Here is a 13,790-nt window from a genome sequence, read left to right on the forward strand (position 1 = left end):
TCCTCCTAAATTTTGATGACCCCGACCAGCTCCACCCGCGTATCGGAGGTCTTGTTGAAGTCGGGGATGTTTTTCACTTCGTACAGGTACCCGGACGTGAGCACTTCACCGCTCGGATTGGTGTCCGGGTGGTAAACACCATTCGCCGCGTAATCCGATTGAAGACCATCGATATAGGCCACATCACCACCGAAGAATCCGTACTCCCGGATGGTAATGCCGTTGGCCTCACTTTCCTCGAAACGGAAAAACACACCGATGGTCTGGGTCTCCTCGGCGGTCTCGATGTAATGGATACCGTTGACGACCAGCGTCCCCTCCGAGTCTTCTTTGAGGAATGTGCGCTTGTAGTGCTTCTTTCTCGCCCGTTCGGTTTTAAGCGCCGTCTGGTCGATATCCGGCGCGGGCGGGTTGAGCGGGTCGATAAATGTGGCGTCACCGTCGCCGATGGCGCAGTGCGTGATTCCGTCGATGGGCTCTCCCATCAGCAGCCTCGCGGTGAGGATGCGGCCGGTTTTAACAATAAGTCCCAGTGACATATGTATTCCTCCTTCAGGTCTGGATCGCGTGGCTTTCGTTGATCAGCACAGCGAAGATTGTTTGTCCGATGTCAAAATCGCTTTCCAGCTGATGAACCACGCGTTGTTCGGTGTCCGTGTGACGTTCGATGGCGGCCGAAACCGCTTGCCGTGTATCGCCGTTGATTGAAAATGGGCGTATCACCAGCACGGAGATGTCTGTTTCGTATTGAGGGAAACGGACAACCCACATGCGGGCATCGAATTCCCGCAGCAGTGAATGCACAATCCTGGCTTGCGAGTCGGCTTCGACGGTAAATGGCGTCCATATCCGCATGGCGGTATTTGCATTGTTTCTCACCGTTCGTATCGAACTCGTCGCACCGACGGCCTCAAAAACAGCCGCCGGAAGGACCGGTCCCTGGGCGCGATTCATCGGGACCACACGTCCGGCGTGTGGTTGTAGTGTGAAACGATTGCCGTTATGGGTTGCCACGTCTCAGCCTCCCGCGAATTCGATATGCCACGCCGATCATCCGGGACGTCCGAAATTGTGGTACGACCCGTGCGGCTTTCTTGATTATTGCCTTCTTATTTCCTTGTCTTACAGCCATCTCTCTACTCCTTCACCGCGCACCACCCCGGTCCGGAGATATTGAATATCCGGTAGGTCATTCCGCTCATGTCGAGCACATCCTCTGAATCAGCGGCTCCGCTTCCGATGGCGTAGACTTCGATTAATTCGCCGCGCAGCTCTTTGTAGGCGCTTGATGTATGGGCTACGAGCCATGGAAACATGGTGAGCAGGCCGTAACGCTTGTCCGGGTTTGACGCGGTGTGAAAATTGCCGTGCGCCGCCGCCGATGATCCGGTTTGACCAGAGGTACTGGACCAGCCGTCGAACTTGTTCAGGGCATAGAAACTTCCCGGCGATTGGTAGCGCCCGATGATGACCGGTTGGGGGTCCTCGCCGATCTTCGCACCCACCGCATAGGCGTTTGCCAGACTCGCCACTGTTACCGTGTTGGGCGTAACGCCTGTATCCACGGCGGTGATCTGAACCCTTTCGATTCCAGCGTCGTCTTTGATCTGGTAATATCCATCCACGGTGAATATCGAGGCGTCGTTTACCTGCAGGACGACGTCGCTTCCGGGAGCGGCTGCGGTCTGGGTCACTGCCACCACGCCGGACCAGAATCTGTTGATCAATCCGCTGTAGTGGCCGTAGTAGGTTGCCGCCACCTTCGTGACCACGAATACATGATCGAGGTCGGCGAAGAACCAGTACAGAAACTGCGAAGCGTCCACGGTGCGGATATAGGTGTAGCTGTTGTGGTAAGCCTCTTTTACGCCCGCGTGTGCTGTTGCGTCCCAGAAAAGGCTTCCGCGTACGGCGATCCGGTCGGTATTCGTGTCGTCGATGAACTGCAGGTAAATGTCCTCGATGCCGGACTCGCCGACTGATTTCAGAACGTGGTAGGGATCGGGCTGTGCAGATCCGTCATCGTGGAGCGTCCACCCGACAACGGTCGTCAGAAAGTCTTTCAGCTTCACCAGGAAATCGGCGGTGTTGTCTGCGGTGCCGGATGTGCTGTGATAGGCCATTTATTCCTCCTACAGGATCGGGTTCTCTGTACCGGTGACACGGAGCCTGAGATCCGTCTTGTTCTGTACAGGTGTTCCGGCGGGCACGATGCAGCGCCTCCATAGCGAGACAGTGACGTTGTGCGCCTTGTCGCCCATGTTGAGCGGCGCGCCGGGAGTGGCTGTGTCCAGTTCCGCTTGGATCAGCGCCAGCGCATACCAGTCCGATTCGTCTCCGCCTACGGTATCCACCGGTTCAATTATCAGTCCCGTGTAGTCGTATCCGGAGTAGATTGCGGCACCGGCGTCATGCGCAGCTGGGGCTGTTCCCCCGTAACCGCGCTCCACACCGAGCGTCGTGGTTCCAGCGCCGCTCAAAACACGCAGTTGTTCGTTGTCGATGATGATGACTTCACCGTCGGCGAAGCGGGGCTCATCCAGCTGCAGTGAGGTTTCTCCCGAAGCCAAAGCAACAGCCAGAGTTGTCTGCTCGTTGGCGAGGAAAAGTTCCTTGTCTTTTGATTCGCCGTCGGTCCCGTTGTAGGTGTCGTCATCGGGGTTCGAGAGGTCGCCCTCGGATACCTGCTGGACCAGGGTGATGTCTTCATATAAGTGAATCGCCATAAAATCCTCCTATGCCGCCGGCCATTGCGTGACGGTGTACTGATTGGCTGCCGCGTCGATCCCGGTCTGGACTTCCGCGTGTTGGTCCTTTTGCCGGAAGCGCCAGCGCAGGCACGGCTCGGACAAGCGAAAACCGGAGCCGTTCAGCGGCATGTGGCCCAACCGCATCGGCCGGGTACGATCCACCGAAAGGCGGAGCCCCGTGTGGTTAAGCCTGCGGTTGTTGAGAAGCAGTGTCTCCACGCGTCGGCGGCGGGGAATGCCTGTATCCACGGTCAGCTCGAACGATGCCCGAGCCTCGGTGATGTATGCGTCGGTGATTTCAGTTGAGTTCAGGGTCCGGCTGTTCAATGAAAATCCGGGGCGACGGGCACGCCAGCGGTCCACCACGTCCCAGGCCCCAGAGACCTCCGACCAGTCCGCATGGGCATAGGCAGTAATGAACAGATGCCTGCCGGCAGCCGCGCCGGACACCTTGTCCATACCGTTCACGCAGGAATGCCCCAATCTGAACCAGTGAGAAAGTCGTGAACGGCGACCGTAACGATGGGTCCGCCGGTTCCCCTGATTTTCCGATTCGCTATGAAGCGCCTCGGATAACAGATCTTTCTGCCGGAATTTTATCTTGCAGGCCGGAGCGGATTGATTGAGTCGAGACCGGTTCAGATCCTGACCCGCCAGTCGCAAGACCGGCGTTGTGGTATCAGATGTTGGTTTGGTATCGATCCCGCAGCAGACGGCGAACTTCCGCTCGCTTATCCAGAGATTGGGCAGCCGGTCGGAATTGAGCGGTACACTATTCAACCGGAACCGCGGTGTGCGACCGTGCCAGCGTGAGAGACATACACCGGCCCGTTCAATATCCTGCAGGAGCGTTGTGCCGTCTGTAATCCGCCACAATCCCCAGGTCTTGTTCTTGCGGGTCAGGTGGTAGTCGGTGTTCAGCGCGTTGTGATTGACTACGAAAGTTTCATGCAGATGACCCAGACAGACGCGCTCCACCACCTTTTTGATAACCGCCTCAAAATCCGATTCCATCGACAGCAGCGAGTAGAGCCACTGCAGAAAAAAGACCCTGGTACTTGCCGGGTGATGGAATTCCAGTGCCGGACGAACGCCTTGTACGATGTTGTCGCTTTCGATGCGGTAGACACCGAGGCTGTAGATCAGTCCGGGCAGCTTTGAACGTCCCACCAGTGAACGTCGATTAAGCCGCAACGCCTTGCGGAAGGTTTCTTCTATACCTCCCTGCCAACCGATGTCAGTGAGAGACCGGCTGATCGCCGGGATAGTCCCTTTACGCCGATAGATCTCCACGGCCTCACGAATGAGCCTGCGCTGGGTCGGAGCGTCGGCGAGGGGATCGAAGCGATGTCCCACGATCTCTCCGAGGAAAGGGAGAAACCTGTCTTCGCAGCGGTCGACGTCAAAGAGTTCTGGAAATCTATCGATCAGTTCCTTGATCTCATCGAAACTGGCCGCAGGGACATTGAGAAGAGTCTGCAGATCGCCCGAGCCGTCACGTTCGCGGTAAAGCGGCGGCAGGAGGTCGATGAGTTTCTTCTCGAAGTACGATGCCATCAAACAGCCCTCCTGACATCGATATTAAGTATGCCGAGGACGGCGATTTCACCGGCTCGGATTTCAATATCCTGCTGCGGAGTGAACATCTTCACATGGCTCACACCGCGCACGCCGTCGATAGTGGAAACCAGGTCGGAGAAATGCACCGGTACGCCGAAATTCATCCGATCAAAGGCAAAAAAATCCTCCAGCGCCTGCTCGACCCGGCTGTGCACCAGATCCAGGTCTTCTCCCGCATAGGCGAATATCTCCGCGTCGATAACCACGGGTCGATATACCGGCTCAAAGAGATTGATCTCTACTGTGATGACCTTGCGCGATTCCAGATATTGGGCAAGGTCCTCTTTAAGAAGTGGTGAGGGTGGCCCACCGCCGTCCGGGGCGACAGCCAGGTTGACCTGGTAATAACGGATATTTCCGCAGTCGTTGACATCGAGAATCTGTGCCTTGGCGACACCGGGATAGCCCTCCGCCAGCGACTGATAGTCTTCCTTGGTGACCGCCTTCCACAGGGAACGCACTTCGGCCGGGGCTTGCTTGCGGGCGTGTTCCAGGCTCTCGCGGTCGGTTCCGCCGGTGGCCGGTACCGGATTGTCGACCGTGAGAGCGACTTGTTGACTGTCGAGATAAACGGGTGTCAGCAGTTCGCTGACCAGATTCGATCCGATGTTCCCGGACGCGCCCAGGGTTTCGAGATACGCCACCTCGATTTCCACTCCGGCGGTGGGAACTACCCCGCGTACGCCGTCACCAAAGACGATACTGGTCTTGTCCAGGGCGTCTGTGTCGGATTGAAAGTGAGGGGATTCTACTTCGCTTTCCTGGAAGTGAAGGACCTCTATCCACTCCTGGTCTTGTATCCGGATGCGGATGCTCCCTTGAGCGACCGCCGTCCCGGTGAGATTGATCGTCTGGCCCGGCTCGCCTGTGCCGGAAAAGGTTTCAGTTTTGCGAATCCCCTGGCGCGCGCCCACTTCGACCGCCATCCGGCCAGTCGGGATGGTGGCGTCTTTGGTCGTCTCAAACTCGACATCTTCGTCTTCCAGACGGGCCCTGCACGCCGTTCCTTCCGGTATGACCAGATCCGCGTCAAGGGGCGCAGCCAGGGAGAAACGCAAATCGGTTGTGGCAGCCACCGGCGAGTCCAACCGGTAGCTGATAAGTTTGCAAAGGTTGATGACGTTTTGCCGCTGGCGGGCGGTGGGCAGAAAGGCTTCGGCAGCCTGGGCGTCCAGATAGTACGCCAGCATATCGCCGACGCCGCAGAAAAGTTCGAGCAGAACGACACCGAGGTCGGACGCGTTGAAGTCCGTCCAACGGTCTGTCAGCTGCGGCACCCGCGCCAGAAGTTCCCGACGCAGGGAGTCGTAGTCCTTGTTTGTATAAGCGATACTTGCTCTGCCCATTTCCGGTCACCTGTCGGTTTTAGCAACATGGACTCCTCAAGCTGTCGCAAATGACAGAGAGGACCCGCTTGTTACTTACCCCTAAACGAGGCGATTTTGGTTTTGAACAGAAGTATTCTGGTAAAACATGGTAGAGAAATCGGGTTCTGCTGAGAATTTGATACTATTTCTGCAGACAAGCTATCCTGACCGAATTTGTTGTGGTCATATGCGCATTTTAGCCTGTTTTAGCGCACACCTCTCCACCGGTTTTACTCCAAATTTTATTTTCCCTGCGGGTTATTCGATAACCGGCGCTTTGCGGCACCGTTCAAACAACTCCGGCAAGCGTAGGTTTTCCAGGCAGGTCCTAGTCACCTTTAAGACCGTTTGCTCACTGTGGAAAACGATTTTACCGGCGATATCGATCAGCCGTCTACGCACCGTGGAGGCATAGGAACCAATCGATAATACCGGCGCACTGACATCTTCTTTAAACGACTCGAGCAGAAAATGACCGACCAGCATCATATAATACCAGGCTGCATTGGGGGCGAATCGTTTGAAAGGCAGTTGTTCGTGACCGAAATCCTTCAACGCCCGGTTGGCCAATTCGTCGCTGCCGCGTTCATGATAGCAGGCGACGAGCCCATTGGTGGTCAGATATTCCACCGCTCCGGCGTTTTCCAGCATACCGTCGATCGCCTGACCTTGACCGATGTTGGTGACGATGATGGTGTCAGGCCGAAATCCCGGAAGGTAAAGCTGTTTGCTGTTATCGTGCATCAACCGACAAAAAATCGCGCGGCGGAATTGTTTCCAGTTGCCTTGCCGGATACCGAACTCGGCGTATTTCCAGGCTTTCTTCTTTCCGGATTCGAACCGTTTCCATTTGGACGCATCCCAGTTGTCCGCCATTTGCTTGATGTCTTTATACACTTTGCCGCCGCAGACATAACCGACATGAAGCCTTTCGCAAAGCTCGAAGATTTTCTGGTCGAAAAACCCGCTGTCCATGCGGATGATAATCGGCACATCCCCACGGTAGTCGCATCTGATTTTAAGAACCATGTGCCGGATCATATTCAGGACCGTATCGCCATGATTGGAATGTTTGTCCCCACTGCGAAACACCGCATCGACAATCAAACGTCCCCAATTCATTTGCAGGGGTTGAAAGCCCTTTTTCTTCTTGTAGGTGGGCTTCACGCCGTGCCGGCATTTTGCATCGTCATTGTCCATGACCATCGTATCGATACCCAATTCGATCACATCGGGTTGCGTAATCCGCAGACGCCAGATGAAAAGGGCCTGCAAAAGGCGCCGGAACAAAAACACGCGAGTCCAGGCGAATGCTTTGAAAAAACGTTTGATTTGATGAGAAGAGGCCATGTCTTCAGTTGGCGTCTCTATGCTGCCGGCATAGCCCTCATCGCGAGAAATCTGGTCGAAATATGCCAGGCGCCGACTGGTCCCATCGGCGAAAAAGCAGAGCACTTGTTTGAAAAGTTCTGTAATGGCAAGGCCTTTTCGGTTCTTGCGGATGGATCCAAACCAGCGGTCGAACCAGCCAAAAACCTGAATGCCGTGCATATACGCCACGAACAGGGCCAGCCCGGCTCTTCCGGTCAACCGGTCGGACGTCGTTTCGATGCGTTGGATTTTGAGTTCACTTTGTCGGTAGTTTTTGCTATGCTTACTCATAGAGTCCTTTACCTATTGGGTGTGTTTACGCTTGTTGTAAACATGGTGGTTTTTAACAAGTATTATAACACATTATCCAATTTTAGAGGACTCTTTTTTTGTGAAAATCGCGTATTTTAGGTTACCGGCAATGGCGCGGAACTGTCGGGGAGCGGATACTTGAAGCGGCTCGCGGTGGAAGGGGTATACCAGGTTTCCTTCCACCTGGCTCTGGATAACGCGGTAGGAGATACGGACCGGCAAAATGTGACGGTCGATATTCTGCGAAGAATCGTCAAAGGACACGTCGGTGATGACCACCCGCTTTTCCCAGCGCTTGACGGCGTCGATGACGTAATGGCGGATCAGGCCTTTCAGAACTTCATCGTTGGGTTCAAAGATGAGATCCTTGAGCCGGGAGCCGAATTCGGGGCGCATGAATCGTTCACCCGGGCGGGTGCCGAGGATCTGGAGGATGCTCTCGTGGATGTGTTCATGTTCCAGCGAGGTGGCTGATGAGACCTGCGCCCCACCCGAGCGTTGCCGGAATCTGAAGGGAAATTTCAGCCCTTTTCCAAGAAAGTTGAATCCCATCATTCACGCTCCTCACAAATCACAGGAGCAACATCGTCGTTACCGTATTCTTCTCCGGTTCCTGCGTTTTCCGGAAAATGAATGACGAGGTCCAGACCGTTCGCCATGGAAAGATGGATCGTACCGTCGGCTTCAATGATTCCTTTGTGACCGCTTTCGGCTGCGGTGAATCCCTTGGCTCCGCCGGGAACCAGATGCACCTGAATATCCTCACCGACACCTTCGATACGAACGATGGCGAGAATATCGACGGTACCGGCAGGGTTGCCGACAACGGCGGTACGTTCGTCGTGAGAGACATCGAGACGGTATCCGCCCGGCAATTCAACCCGATAACGGCCTTGGGCCGTCTGGACCGGGTCGATATCAAGAGGCAAACCCTCGATTCCGGCGGCTTCATGCGTAACGCGGATCGTTTCCGGTTTAAGTATGAGTTCCCGACTGTCAGGAAGCGTCACGATACCACCGCTGGCAGGTTCAAGGGTGACGGCGGTTCCATCCCGGCTGATAGAGACAAGGCTGCCGTCTGCATTCACCCGCACAAGCACGCCGTCAGCCAGGGTGAAGATACGTCCGCCGTCCGGAAGATCCCGAACGATAGTTCCTTCCGGCATGGATACAAAAGGGTGAAAATCCGGCGGATCGGGTTGTTCGACCTGTTGAATATATTCCTGGGCGCTTTCCGCGTGGGCCTCCAATACGGTCTGGGCTTCGGCGCGGATCGCCTCCGAAGCGTTGTGGCTCTGCTCCAGGATATCCTTGATCGCGGAGACGCTGTTCTTGACCTGGAGAAGATAAGGTTCTTCTTCCTCGCCGGTCACGCCAAGGCCGAAGGCTAATAACCGCGCCAGCGTCATGATTTCATAGTGGGACAACGATGAACTGGTTTGTTCTATGATCGGCCCACCTTCCTCACCGTATCCGTAACCGTCTCCATATCCTGATCCTTCTTCATCCCAGAGGGCCATACCACGCGTCTCCTTTATGACGGTTCACCATATCCGCCGCCATATTCCTCGATCACTTCAATCTCTACGTAACGAATGCTGTCCCGCGACGGAGAATCGTAAACCATGATGATCGTGGCTCCCGTGCGCCAACCGAGCCGGACGCGTCCTTCCCAATCGACCCAGGCGATACTGGAATCGGCAGTCTCATATTGCAATTCGCCTTTTGGCGTTCCGCGAATCGAGAGGGGAACCGACATGGACCACCAACTGCGCGTCACCTTGATTTTTTTTGGAAACACATCCCAGTAATAAAACCCCAAATCTTGGTAATTCATCCGTCGAACCTCAGTTGTCAGTGGTGTCCAGGCTGCCGGTGACAATGACCGCGCCGCAGGCGGTGACGTCGCCGATGCGCGCGTTGGGCATACCTTCAGTGGTCGTATCGAGGCTTCCGGTAACAATGGGCGTGACCCCATGACCTGGAATAGGACATGCGTGCAAATCACCCAATCGTGCAGCGGGCCTACCGTTGACCACCGTTCTCATTGCGCCGGTGATGATCACACCGCCGTGGCTGGAAATGTCACCGAGTCTGGCTTGCGGTCTGGCCATGATCATTTCCCCGTCATCACGCGAATCAAAAAGCCGACCACACCGCCCACGGCTCCGCTGATGGCGAGTACCAGCCCTACCACCTTCCACATGGTCTCGACACCCATCTTCTGATTAAGACCTGTTTGCAGGTTTTTGATGTCGTCACTGTGACGACGCAGATCACCCTGGATGTTGCGGACCACAAGATCGACGTTCTCCTTGTCCGATTTTTTTTCGATCTCGCGCTCGATTTTTTCCAACCGCGCTTGGATTTCCCGGCGGTGATCTTCAAGAATCGCTCTGAACTCGGCTCGCCAGGAGTCGAAGGTGCGCGCCAGGAGACGCTCATTTTGCTCCCAGTTGCACGGTGTTTGGCCGTGATCGTGTTCATCCATCGGGTTCTCTCCTTTTTAGCGAAAAGCGTTCTCGAATTTGAAGATCGACCTCGAAGCGATCCGCCAGCCCCCTGCGCTTCAGAGTATTAGCAATGGCTTCCCGAGACCAGTGGACCTGTTCCAGCCGCATCTCATGGGAAATAGACCGGGGATGAACCCGGTATTGGTAAAGCGGCTTTTGAATGTGACGAATTTCAGTGACTTCAGATAAACGCATGCATAGGTCATAGTCTTCGGCGCACCTGAAATCGGGATCGATACCGCCCGCTTGCTCGAAAACGGAACGGCGTATGAGCCGAAAATGGAAAGTCATAAAATCGAGAAGCAACCGGTCCTTGCTATACGGAATACGACACCGCCGACCGTGTCCCTTAACCCGCCCGACAGTGTCAATGAGCTGGTAAGCTGTATAGACCATCCCCACCGACGTATCACCATCCAGGACCGCGACCGTTTCTTCCAATGCTGTGGGTGACAAAAGGTCATCGCTATCCACCCAGCACAGGTAGGCCCCGAAGGTATCCGCCACGGCGGCCTTCAAGGATTTAACGGCCCCCCGGTGATCGCATGCGGCGACACGGACGCGTCTGTCCTTCTTTGCATATTCGATGGCGATTTGGGCGGTCTTGTCGGTGGAGCCGTCATCCCAGACCAGTAGATCGAAGTCCGTATAAGTCTGAGCAAGCACGCTTTCGATGGCTTGGCCGATATATTGTTCTCGGTTGTAGCCCCTGATTATTACCGACACTGATGGATACATAAGATTTCCCCTCATGTGTTGATCAAGACCTTGTTGCTGGAGCGAACGATGATGTTGCCCATAACGCCGTCCATGAGGATGACGCTGCCGGATTTGTCGGTGGCCTGTATTCGTTCTCGCCCCGCGGCCGCGTTCATGACCACCACCTGGCCGGCCTTGTCGGTCAGCTGGATCTTTTCAGCACCGCTGGTGGAATCGATGAGAATCTCCTGAGTACCGCAAAGCCCCCAGATATGAACTTTTTCCCGTCCCTTGGTGGTATCGATGAGAATCTTCTGCCAGCGGGCCCGGGTCTTGTCGCAGGATTGGATATGGATTTTCTCCTTATCTTTCCATGCCTCCCACCGCATGAACTGACGGCAGAGATCGGTGATTTCGATACGGCCATGCTGGTCCTTGATGTCGGCGTCGATGTCCAGTTGATCACCTCGCTCGGCGTCCTTGGTCCCCCGTCGTCGGGAGTTGCCGGTTTGAGCATTCCGCTTTACCCGGCAATCCATGTGAAGGATTTGCCCGGCGCGGTCGATGATCTTTAAAAATTCCTCTTCATCCCGGTCGTCAAGCACAATGGTGTGGCCGGTCTCGGTTTTGAGCAGTACCTTGCGGCGCGGGCAGTAATATGGCGGATGGCCGTGGTATTTCTTATGTTCGAGGTTATCGTGGCTGTCGGGTTTGTGTTCGACTTTATCCTCACAGTCACGGCAGGTGGGGTCGCTGCAGACGCGTTTCGACTCCTCAGGCTGTTCACCGGGATTGCTCTTTGCCAGCCACACGCCCGACCAGATGGGGAACTGGACCTTGCCGCCTTCGAACTCCGCCCATACCGATGCCCCTTCTTCGGGAACAAGAAACACGCCGATGTCCTCGTTACCGCCGTAGGGAAAGCATGGCGATGCCCAGTCCGACCAATTCTCCTTGCCGGTACCAAGCACCGCCGGCACTTCCAAACGGCAGCGCCCGAGACGTTCGGGGTCGTTGTTATCGCGCACAAAACCCCGGTATTTGCCGTACCAGCGGTTCTTGTAACGCTCCTCATGTTGTCGGTCCTGGGTTTCGATCACAGACAATCCTCCCGCTTATTTCAGTGGCAGAACGCCGCGCAGTACCTCTCGCACCACACGGGTCGCAAGTCCATCAGCCTTCTTTTTCGGATCGGCCTTGGTCACCGCGTGACGAAGGGCATCCTTGGCCGCCGTCTGGAGATTGATTTCCTTAGTTGCGACTCCACTTTTCACCTCTTTTGCTCCCATTCGCTCAATGACACCGATAACCGCATCCAACGCCGCGGCCTTGGCCCGGCCCCACGAAGTCAGTTTGATAATCGCCAGAAGCGTCGCGAGAAAAGTCCCGATGAGCTCCTTGTGGTCCAAAATAAAGGTCAGAATCTGTTCAAGCTGTTGCATGGTCGTTTCCTCCTGTGTTTTTCAGCGCTTCTGCAAGCGCAACGTATTTCCCGTCGAGCTGTCCCCAGCGGGCTCGTCCGTCTCGCACATCCACATGAATAAATCCCTTATCCGGATAGACGCCGATTCCGCCGTTGTGAAAGGCCTCAATATCTTCGGCCAAGCGATACATCTCGGCCGGAGTCATTCCTATCACTACGATGTCCGCCGCGGTTCCGAGCAGATGCTGACTTCGGGTTGCTCCGCCTATCGCCCGATTGTGTTCCGAACAGCGGTAACCGCTGGTGACTCGAACCGGCAGACCTGCGAGATCGCGCAGCTCCTGCAGCGCATCCACCAGCCGCTGGTTGATCTCGGCCCGGTCGCAGCATCGACATGCGAATTCATGCCGTGAAAAGTTCTTGCTTAGATCTCCCATTTATTTCGCCTCCTTACCGTCGTTGCCCGCTATCCGCGTCGATGGTCACCATCTGAGGCGGTTCTTCCTGGGGTGTCAGCGGCGCTTCCTGATCGTTTTGCTTGCCCTTGGCCTCAATCGACTTGTCGCCGGCTCCTTTACCCAGGGCGTTTTTCTTGAGTTTGAGTTCGCACTGATATCCACCGTCACCGATGGCGTGGCGGATCGAATGGCAGTAATAGATTCCGGAGAACTTCTGACCGACGCCCTTGACTTCCACGTTCTGTTTGGCCCGCAGTACGGGAATGCCGATGGTGACGGCGACGGCCTCGACCTGGCGGAGCTCGGCTTCCTTGAACTTGCCTTCGGCCAGGTCCTGGGCGGGTTCCTGACGCGGCTCTTCGTGGAAGCCTTCGGAACGTTCAAAGCTGGGAACGATTTGTCCCGACTCCTGTTCCTTAAAGGCTCCCTCGCCGGTATTTCCGTCGACCAGGTAGGTGCGCTTACCGAGAGACGTGCGCTCCGGCGTGGTCTCGTTGTTGGCGGTATGTTCCACGGGCTCTTTCTTGCGTGGATTGACGCCGGTGGTCTTGGTCTCCGTTCCGGCTCCTTTTGCCCCCTGTGATTGGGTGGACGGGCGGAAGGAACGGAGCACGCCCTTACGTTCGGTGAAGTATTCAAGGACCGCGGCGGGCTTTTTCTCCAGCTCGCGGGGATGAAAGTGCAGTTCGTCGTCCTGGATGTAAAAGGCGTAGCCCGTAACTCCGTCGCCATCCTGTTCACGGGCTTTGATTGCGAGTTCCTTGAGAAACTGGGCGTCGGAGATGTTGCTTTGCGCGACCCGCAGATGTTGTCCCTTGGTGGGCTTCACCACCGACGTCAGCCCGTTGGCGGAGCTAATCTCCTCAGCGATCTCCGAGTAGAGGATGCCCGGAGCGGGCTTTTTCCAAACCTTCTGGTTCTCTTTGCCTGCCAGTTTGAAACCCTTGTCATAGGCCTTGATGCGAATGGTTGGATCGCCGCTCTCTGGAAAGTCGTAATCGATGTCCTTGATGACTGCCTTTTTGCGCGGGGAGAGGTTGTCGACATATCCGAAGCGCGCGACGATCTCGTTGCCCTCCTGGAACAACGGATCATCCACAAACTGCAGGTTGCGGTTCGTGACCGACAACTCCAGGACATCGAGTTCCTCCTCGTTGTCCTCAAAGACGAATGAGGTTATCTCCTGCGTGATGTCCGCCGATAATGTCTGTCCCTCGATCTGAATCAGGAACGTCGGTTTGAATGTGTCGAAATCCATGCGCCTAACTCCGGTTGTA

17 protein-coding genes are annotated in these 13,790 nt (G+C 55.8%); all 17 read right to left on the reverse strand.

The annotated features are described in order from the left end of the window. Positions 1-5: 5 nt before the first annotated feature. Entirely contained in the window at positions 6-539 is a 534-nt protein-coding gene (locus tag DSCA_RS01210; RefSeq protein ID WP_155314710.1) for a hypothetical protein, read from the reverse strand. A gap of 13 nt (positions 540-552) precedes the next feature. Then, positions 553-1,014 (reverse strand): hypothetical protein, encoded by a 462-nt coding sequence (locus DSCA_RS01215; RefSeq protein WP_155314711.1) that lies wholly within the window; start codon positions 1,012-1,014, stop codon positions 553-555. Between the two features lie 122 nt (positions 1,015-1,136). Then, positions 1,137-2,123, reverse strand: coding sequence for a hypothetical protein (locus DSCA_RS01220; RefSeq protein WP_155314712.1), 987 nt, complete (start codon positions 2,121-2,123; stop codon positions 1,137-1,139). Positions 2,124-2,132: 9 nt separating this feature from the next. Next, on the reverse strand, positions 2,133-2,726 hold the full coding sequence (locus DSCA_RS01225) for a hypothetical protein (RefSeq protein WP_155314713.1): 594 nt from the start codon (positions 2,724-2,726) through the stop codon (positions 2,133-2,135). A gap of 9 nt (positions 2,727-2,735) precedes the next feature. Next, a complete protein-coding gene (locus DSCA_RS01230; protein ID WP_155314714.1) occupies positions 2,736-4,307 on the reverse strand; it encodes a phage tail protein in 1,572 nt (523 codons plus the stop codon). Then, positions 4,307-5,716: a baseplate J/gp47 family protein gene (locus DSCA_RS01235; protein ID WP_155314715.1), complete on the reverse strand. Its 1,410-nt coding sequence runs from the start codon at positions 5,714-5,716 to the stop codon at positions 4,307-4,309. The genes DSCA_RS01230 and DSCA_RS01235 overlap by 1 nt, the downstream gene beginning before the upstream one ends. Before the next feature lie 279 nt (positions 5,717-5,995). Then, positions 5,996-7,399, reverse strand: a complete 1,404-nt coding sequence (locus DSCA_RS01240) for an IS1380 family transposase (protein ID WP_155314716.1) — start codon at positions 7,397-7,399, stop codon at positions 5,996-5,998. Between the two features lie 72 nt (positions 7,400-7,471). Continuing rightward, a complete protein-coding gene (locus DSCA_RS01245) occupies positions 7,472-7,975 on the reverse strand; it encodes a GPW/gp25 family protein (RefSeq protein WP_197904710.1) in 504 nt (167 codons plus the stop codon). Continuing rightward, on the reverse strand, positions 7,972-8,940 hold the full coding sequence (locus DSCA_RS01250; protein ID WP_155314717.1) for a hypothetical protein: 969 nt from the start codon (positions 8,938-8,940) through the stop codon (positions 7,972-7,974). Before DSCA_RS01250 ends, DSCA_RS01245 begins: the two co-directional genes overlap by 4 nt. A gap of 14 nt (positions 8,941-8,954) precedes the next feature. Further along, positions 8,955-9,257: a hypothetical protein gene (locus DSCA_RS01255; RefSeq protein ID WP_155314718.1), complete on the reverse strand. Its 303-nt coding sequence runs from the start codon at positions 9,255-9,257 to the stop codon at positions 8,955-8,957. Positions 9,258-9,267: 10 nt separating this feature from the next. Continuing rightward, positions 9,268-9,534 (reverse strand): PAAR domain-containing protein, encoded by a 267-nt coding sequence (locus tag DSCA_RS01260; protein WP_155314719.1) that lies wholly within the window; start codon positions 9,532-9,534, stop codon positions 9,268-9,270. 2 nt (positions 9,535-9,536) lie between these two features. After that, positions 9,537-9,911 carry a hypothetical protein gene (locus tag DSCA_RS01265; protein WP_155314720.1) on the reverse strand — a complete coding sequence of 125 codons (375 nt, stop codon included), beginning with the start codon at positions 9,909-9,911 and terminating at the stop codon, positions 9,537-9,539. Beyond that, positions 9,904-10,671, reverse strand: coding sequence for a glycosyltransferase (locus DSCA_RS01270; protein ID WP_155314721.1), 768 nt, complete (start codon positions 10,669-10,671; stop codon positions 9,904-9,906). Before DSCA_RS01270 ends, DSCA_RS01265 begins: the two co-directional genes overlap by 8 nt. A gap of 11 nt (positions 10,672-10,682) precedes the next feature. After that, positions 10,683-11,732 carry a phage baseplate assembly protein V gene (locus tag DSCA_RS01275; protein WP_155314722.1) on the reverse strand — a complete coding sequence of 350 codons (1,050 nt, stop codon included), beginning with the start codon at positions 11,730-11,732 and terminating at the stop codon, positions 10,683-10,685. Between the two features lie 15 nt (positions 11,733-11,747). Beyond that, positions 11,748-12,074 (reverse strand): hypothetical protein, encoded by a 327-nt coding sequence (locus tag DSCA_RS01280; protein ID WP_155311006.1) that lies wholly within the window; start codon positions 12,072-12,074, stop codon positions 11,748-11,750. Beyond that, complete coding sequence (locus DSCA_RS01285) at positions 12,061-12,492, reverse strand: YcbK family protein (protein WP_155314723.1); 432 nt, start codon at positions 12,490-12,492, stop codon at positions 12,061-12,063. Before DSCA_RS01285 ends, DSCA_RS01280 begins: the two co-directional genes overlap by 14 nt. Before the next feature lie 13 nt (positions 12,493-12,505). After that, a complete protein-coding gene (locus tag DSCA_RS01290) occupies positions 12,506-13,771 on the reverse strand; it encodes a phage late control D family protein (RefSeq protein ID WP_155314724.1) in 1,266 nt (421 codons plus the stop codon). Between the last annotated feature and the right edge of the window lie 19 nt (positions 13,772-13,790).

Origin of the sequence: Desulfosarcina alkanivorans (assembly GCF_009688945.1) — a bacterium.
GTDB lineage: Bacteria > Desulfobacterota > Desulfobacteria > Desulfobacterales > Desulfosarcinaceae > Desulfosarcina > Desulfosarcina alkanivorans.

Coding starts and splice junctions, on each gene's coding strand:
- DSCA_RS01225 (WP_155314713.1), bottom strand. CDS start 2,726: ATGGCGATTCACTTATATGAAGACATCACCCTGGTCCAGCAGGTATCC.
- DSCA_RS01270 (WP_155314721.1), bottom strand. CDS start 10,671: ATGTATCCATCAGTGTCGGTAATAATCAGGGGCTACAACCGAGAACAA.
- DSCA_RS01235 (WP_155314715.1), bottom strand. CDS start 5,716: ATGGGCAGAGCAAGTATCGCTTATACAAACAAGGACTACGACTCCCTG.
- DSCA_RS01250 (WP_155314717.1), bottom strand. CDS start 8,940: ATGGCCCTCTGGGATGAAGAAGGATCAGGATATGGAGACGGTTACGGA.
- DSCA_RS01290 (WP_155314724.1), bottom strand. CDS start 13,771: ATGGATTTCGACACATTCAAACCGACGTTCCTGATTCAGATCGAGGGA.
- DSCA_RS01255 (WP_155314718.1), bottom strand. CDS start 9,257: ATGAATTACCAAGATTTGGGGTTTTATTACTGGGATGTGTTTCCAAAA.
- DSCA_RS01285 (WP_155314723.1), bottom strand. CDS start 12,492: ATGGGAGATCTAAGCAAGAACTTTTCACGGCATGAATTCGCATGTCGA.
- DSCA_RS01280 (WP_155311006.1), bottom strand. CDS start 12,074: ATGCAACAGCTTGAACAGATTCTGACCTTTATTTTGGACCACAAGGAG.
- DSCA_RS01260 (WP_155314719.1), bottom strand. CDS start 9,534: ATGGCCAGACCGCAAGCCAGACTCGGTGACATTTCCAGCCACGGCGGT.
- DSCA_RS01265 (WP_155314720.1), bottom strand. CDS start 9,911: ATGGATGAACACGATCACGGCCAAACACCGTGCAACTGGGAGCAAAAT.
- DSCA_RS01210 (WP_155314710.1), bottom strand. CDS start 539: ATGTCACTGGGACTTATTGTTAAAACCGGCCGCATCCTCACCGCGAGG.
- DSCA_RS01220 (WP_155314712.1), bottom strand. CDS start 2,123: ATGGCCTATCACAGCACATCCGGCACCGCAGACAACACCGCCGATTTC.
- DSCA_RS01240 (WP_155314716.1), bottom strand. CDS start 7,399: ATGAGTAAGCATAGCAAAAACTACCGACAAAGTGAACTCAAAATCCAA.
- DSCA_RS01230 (WP_155314714.1), bottom strand. CDS start 4,307: ATGGCATCGTACTTCGAGAAGAAACTCATCGACCTCCTGCCGCCGCTT.
- DSCA_RS01245 (WP_197904710.1), bottom strand. CDS start 7,975: ATGATGGGATTCAACTTTCTTGGAAAAGGGCTGAAATTTCCCTTCAGA.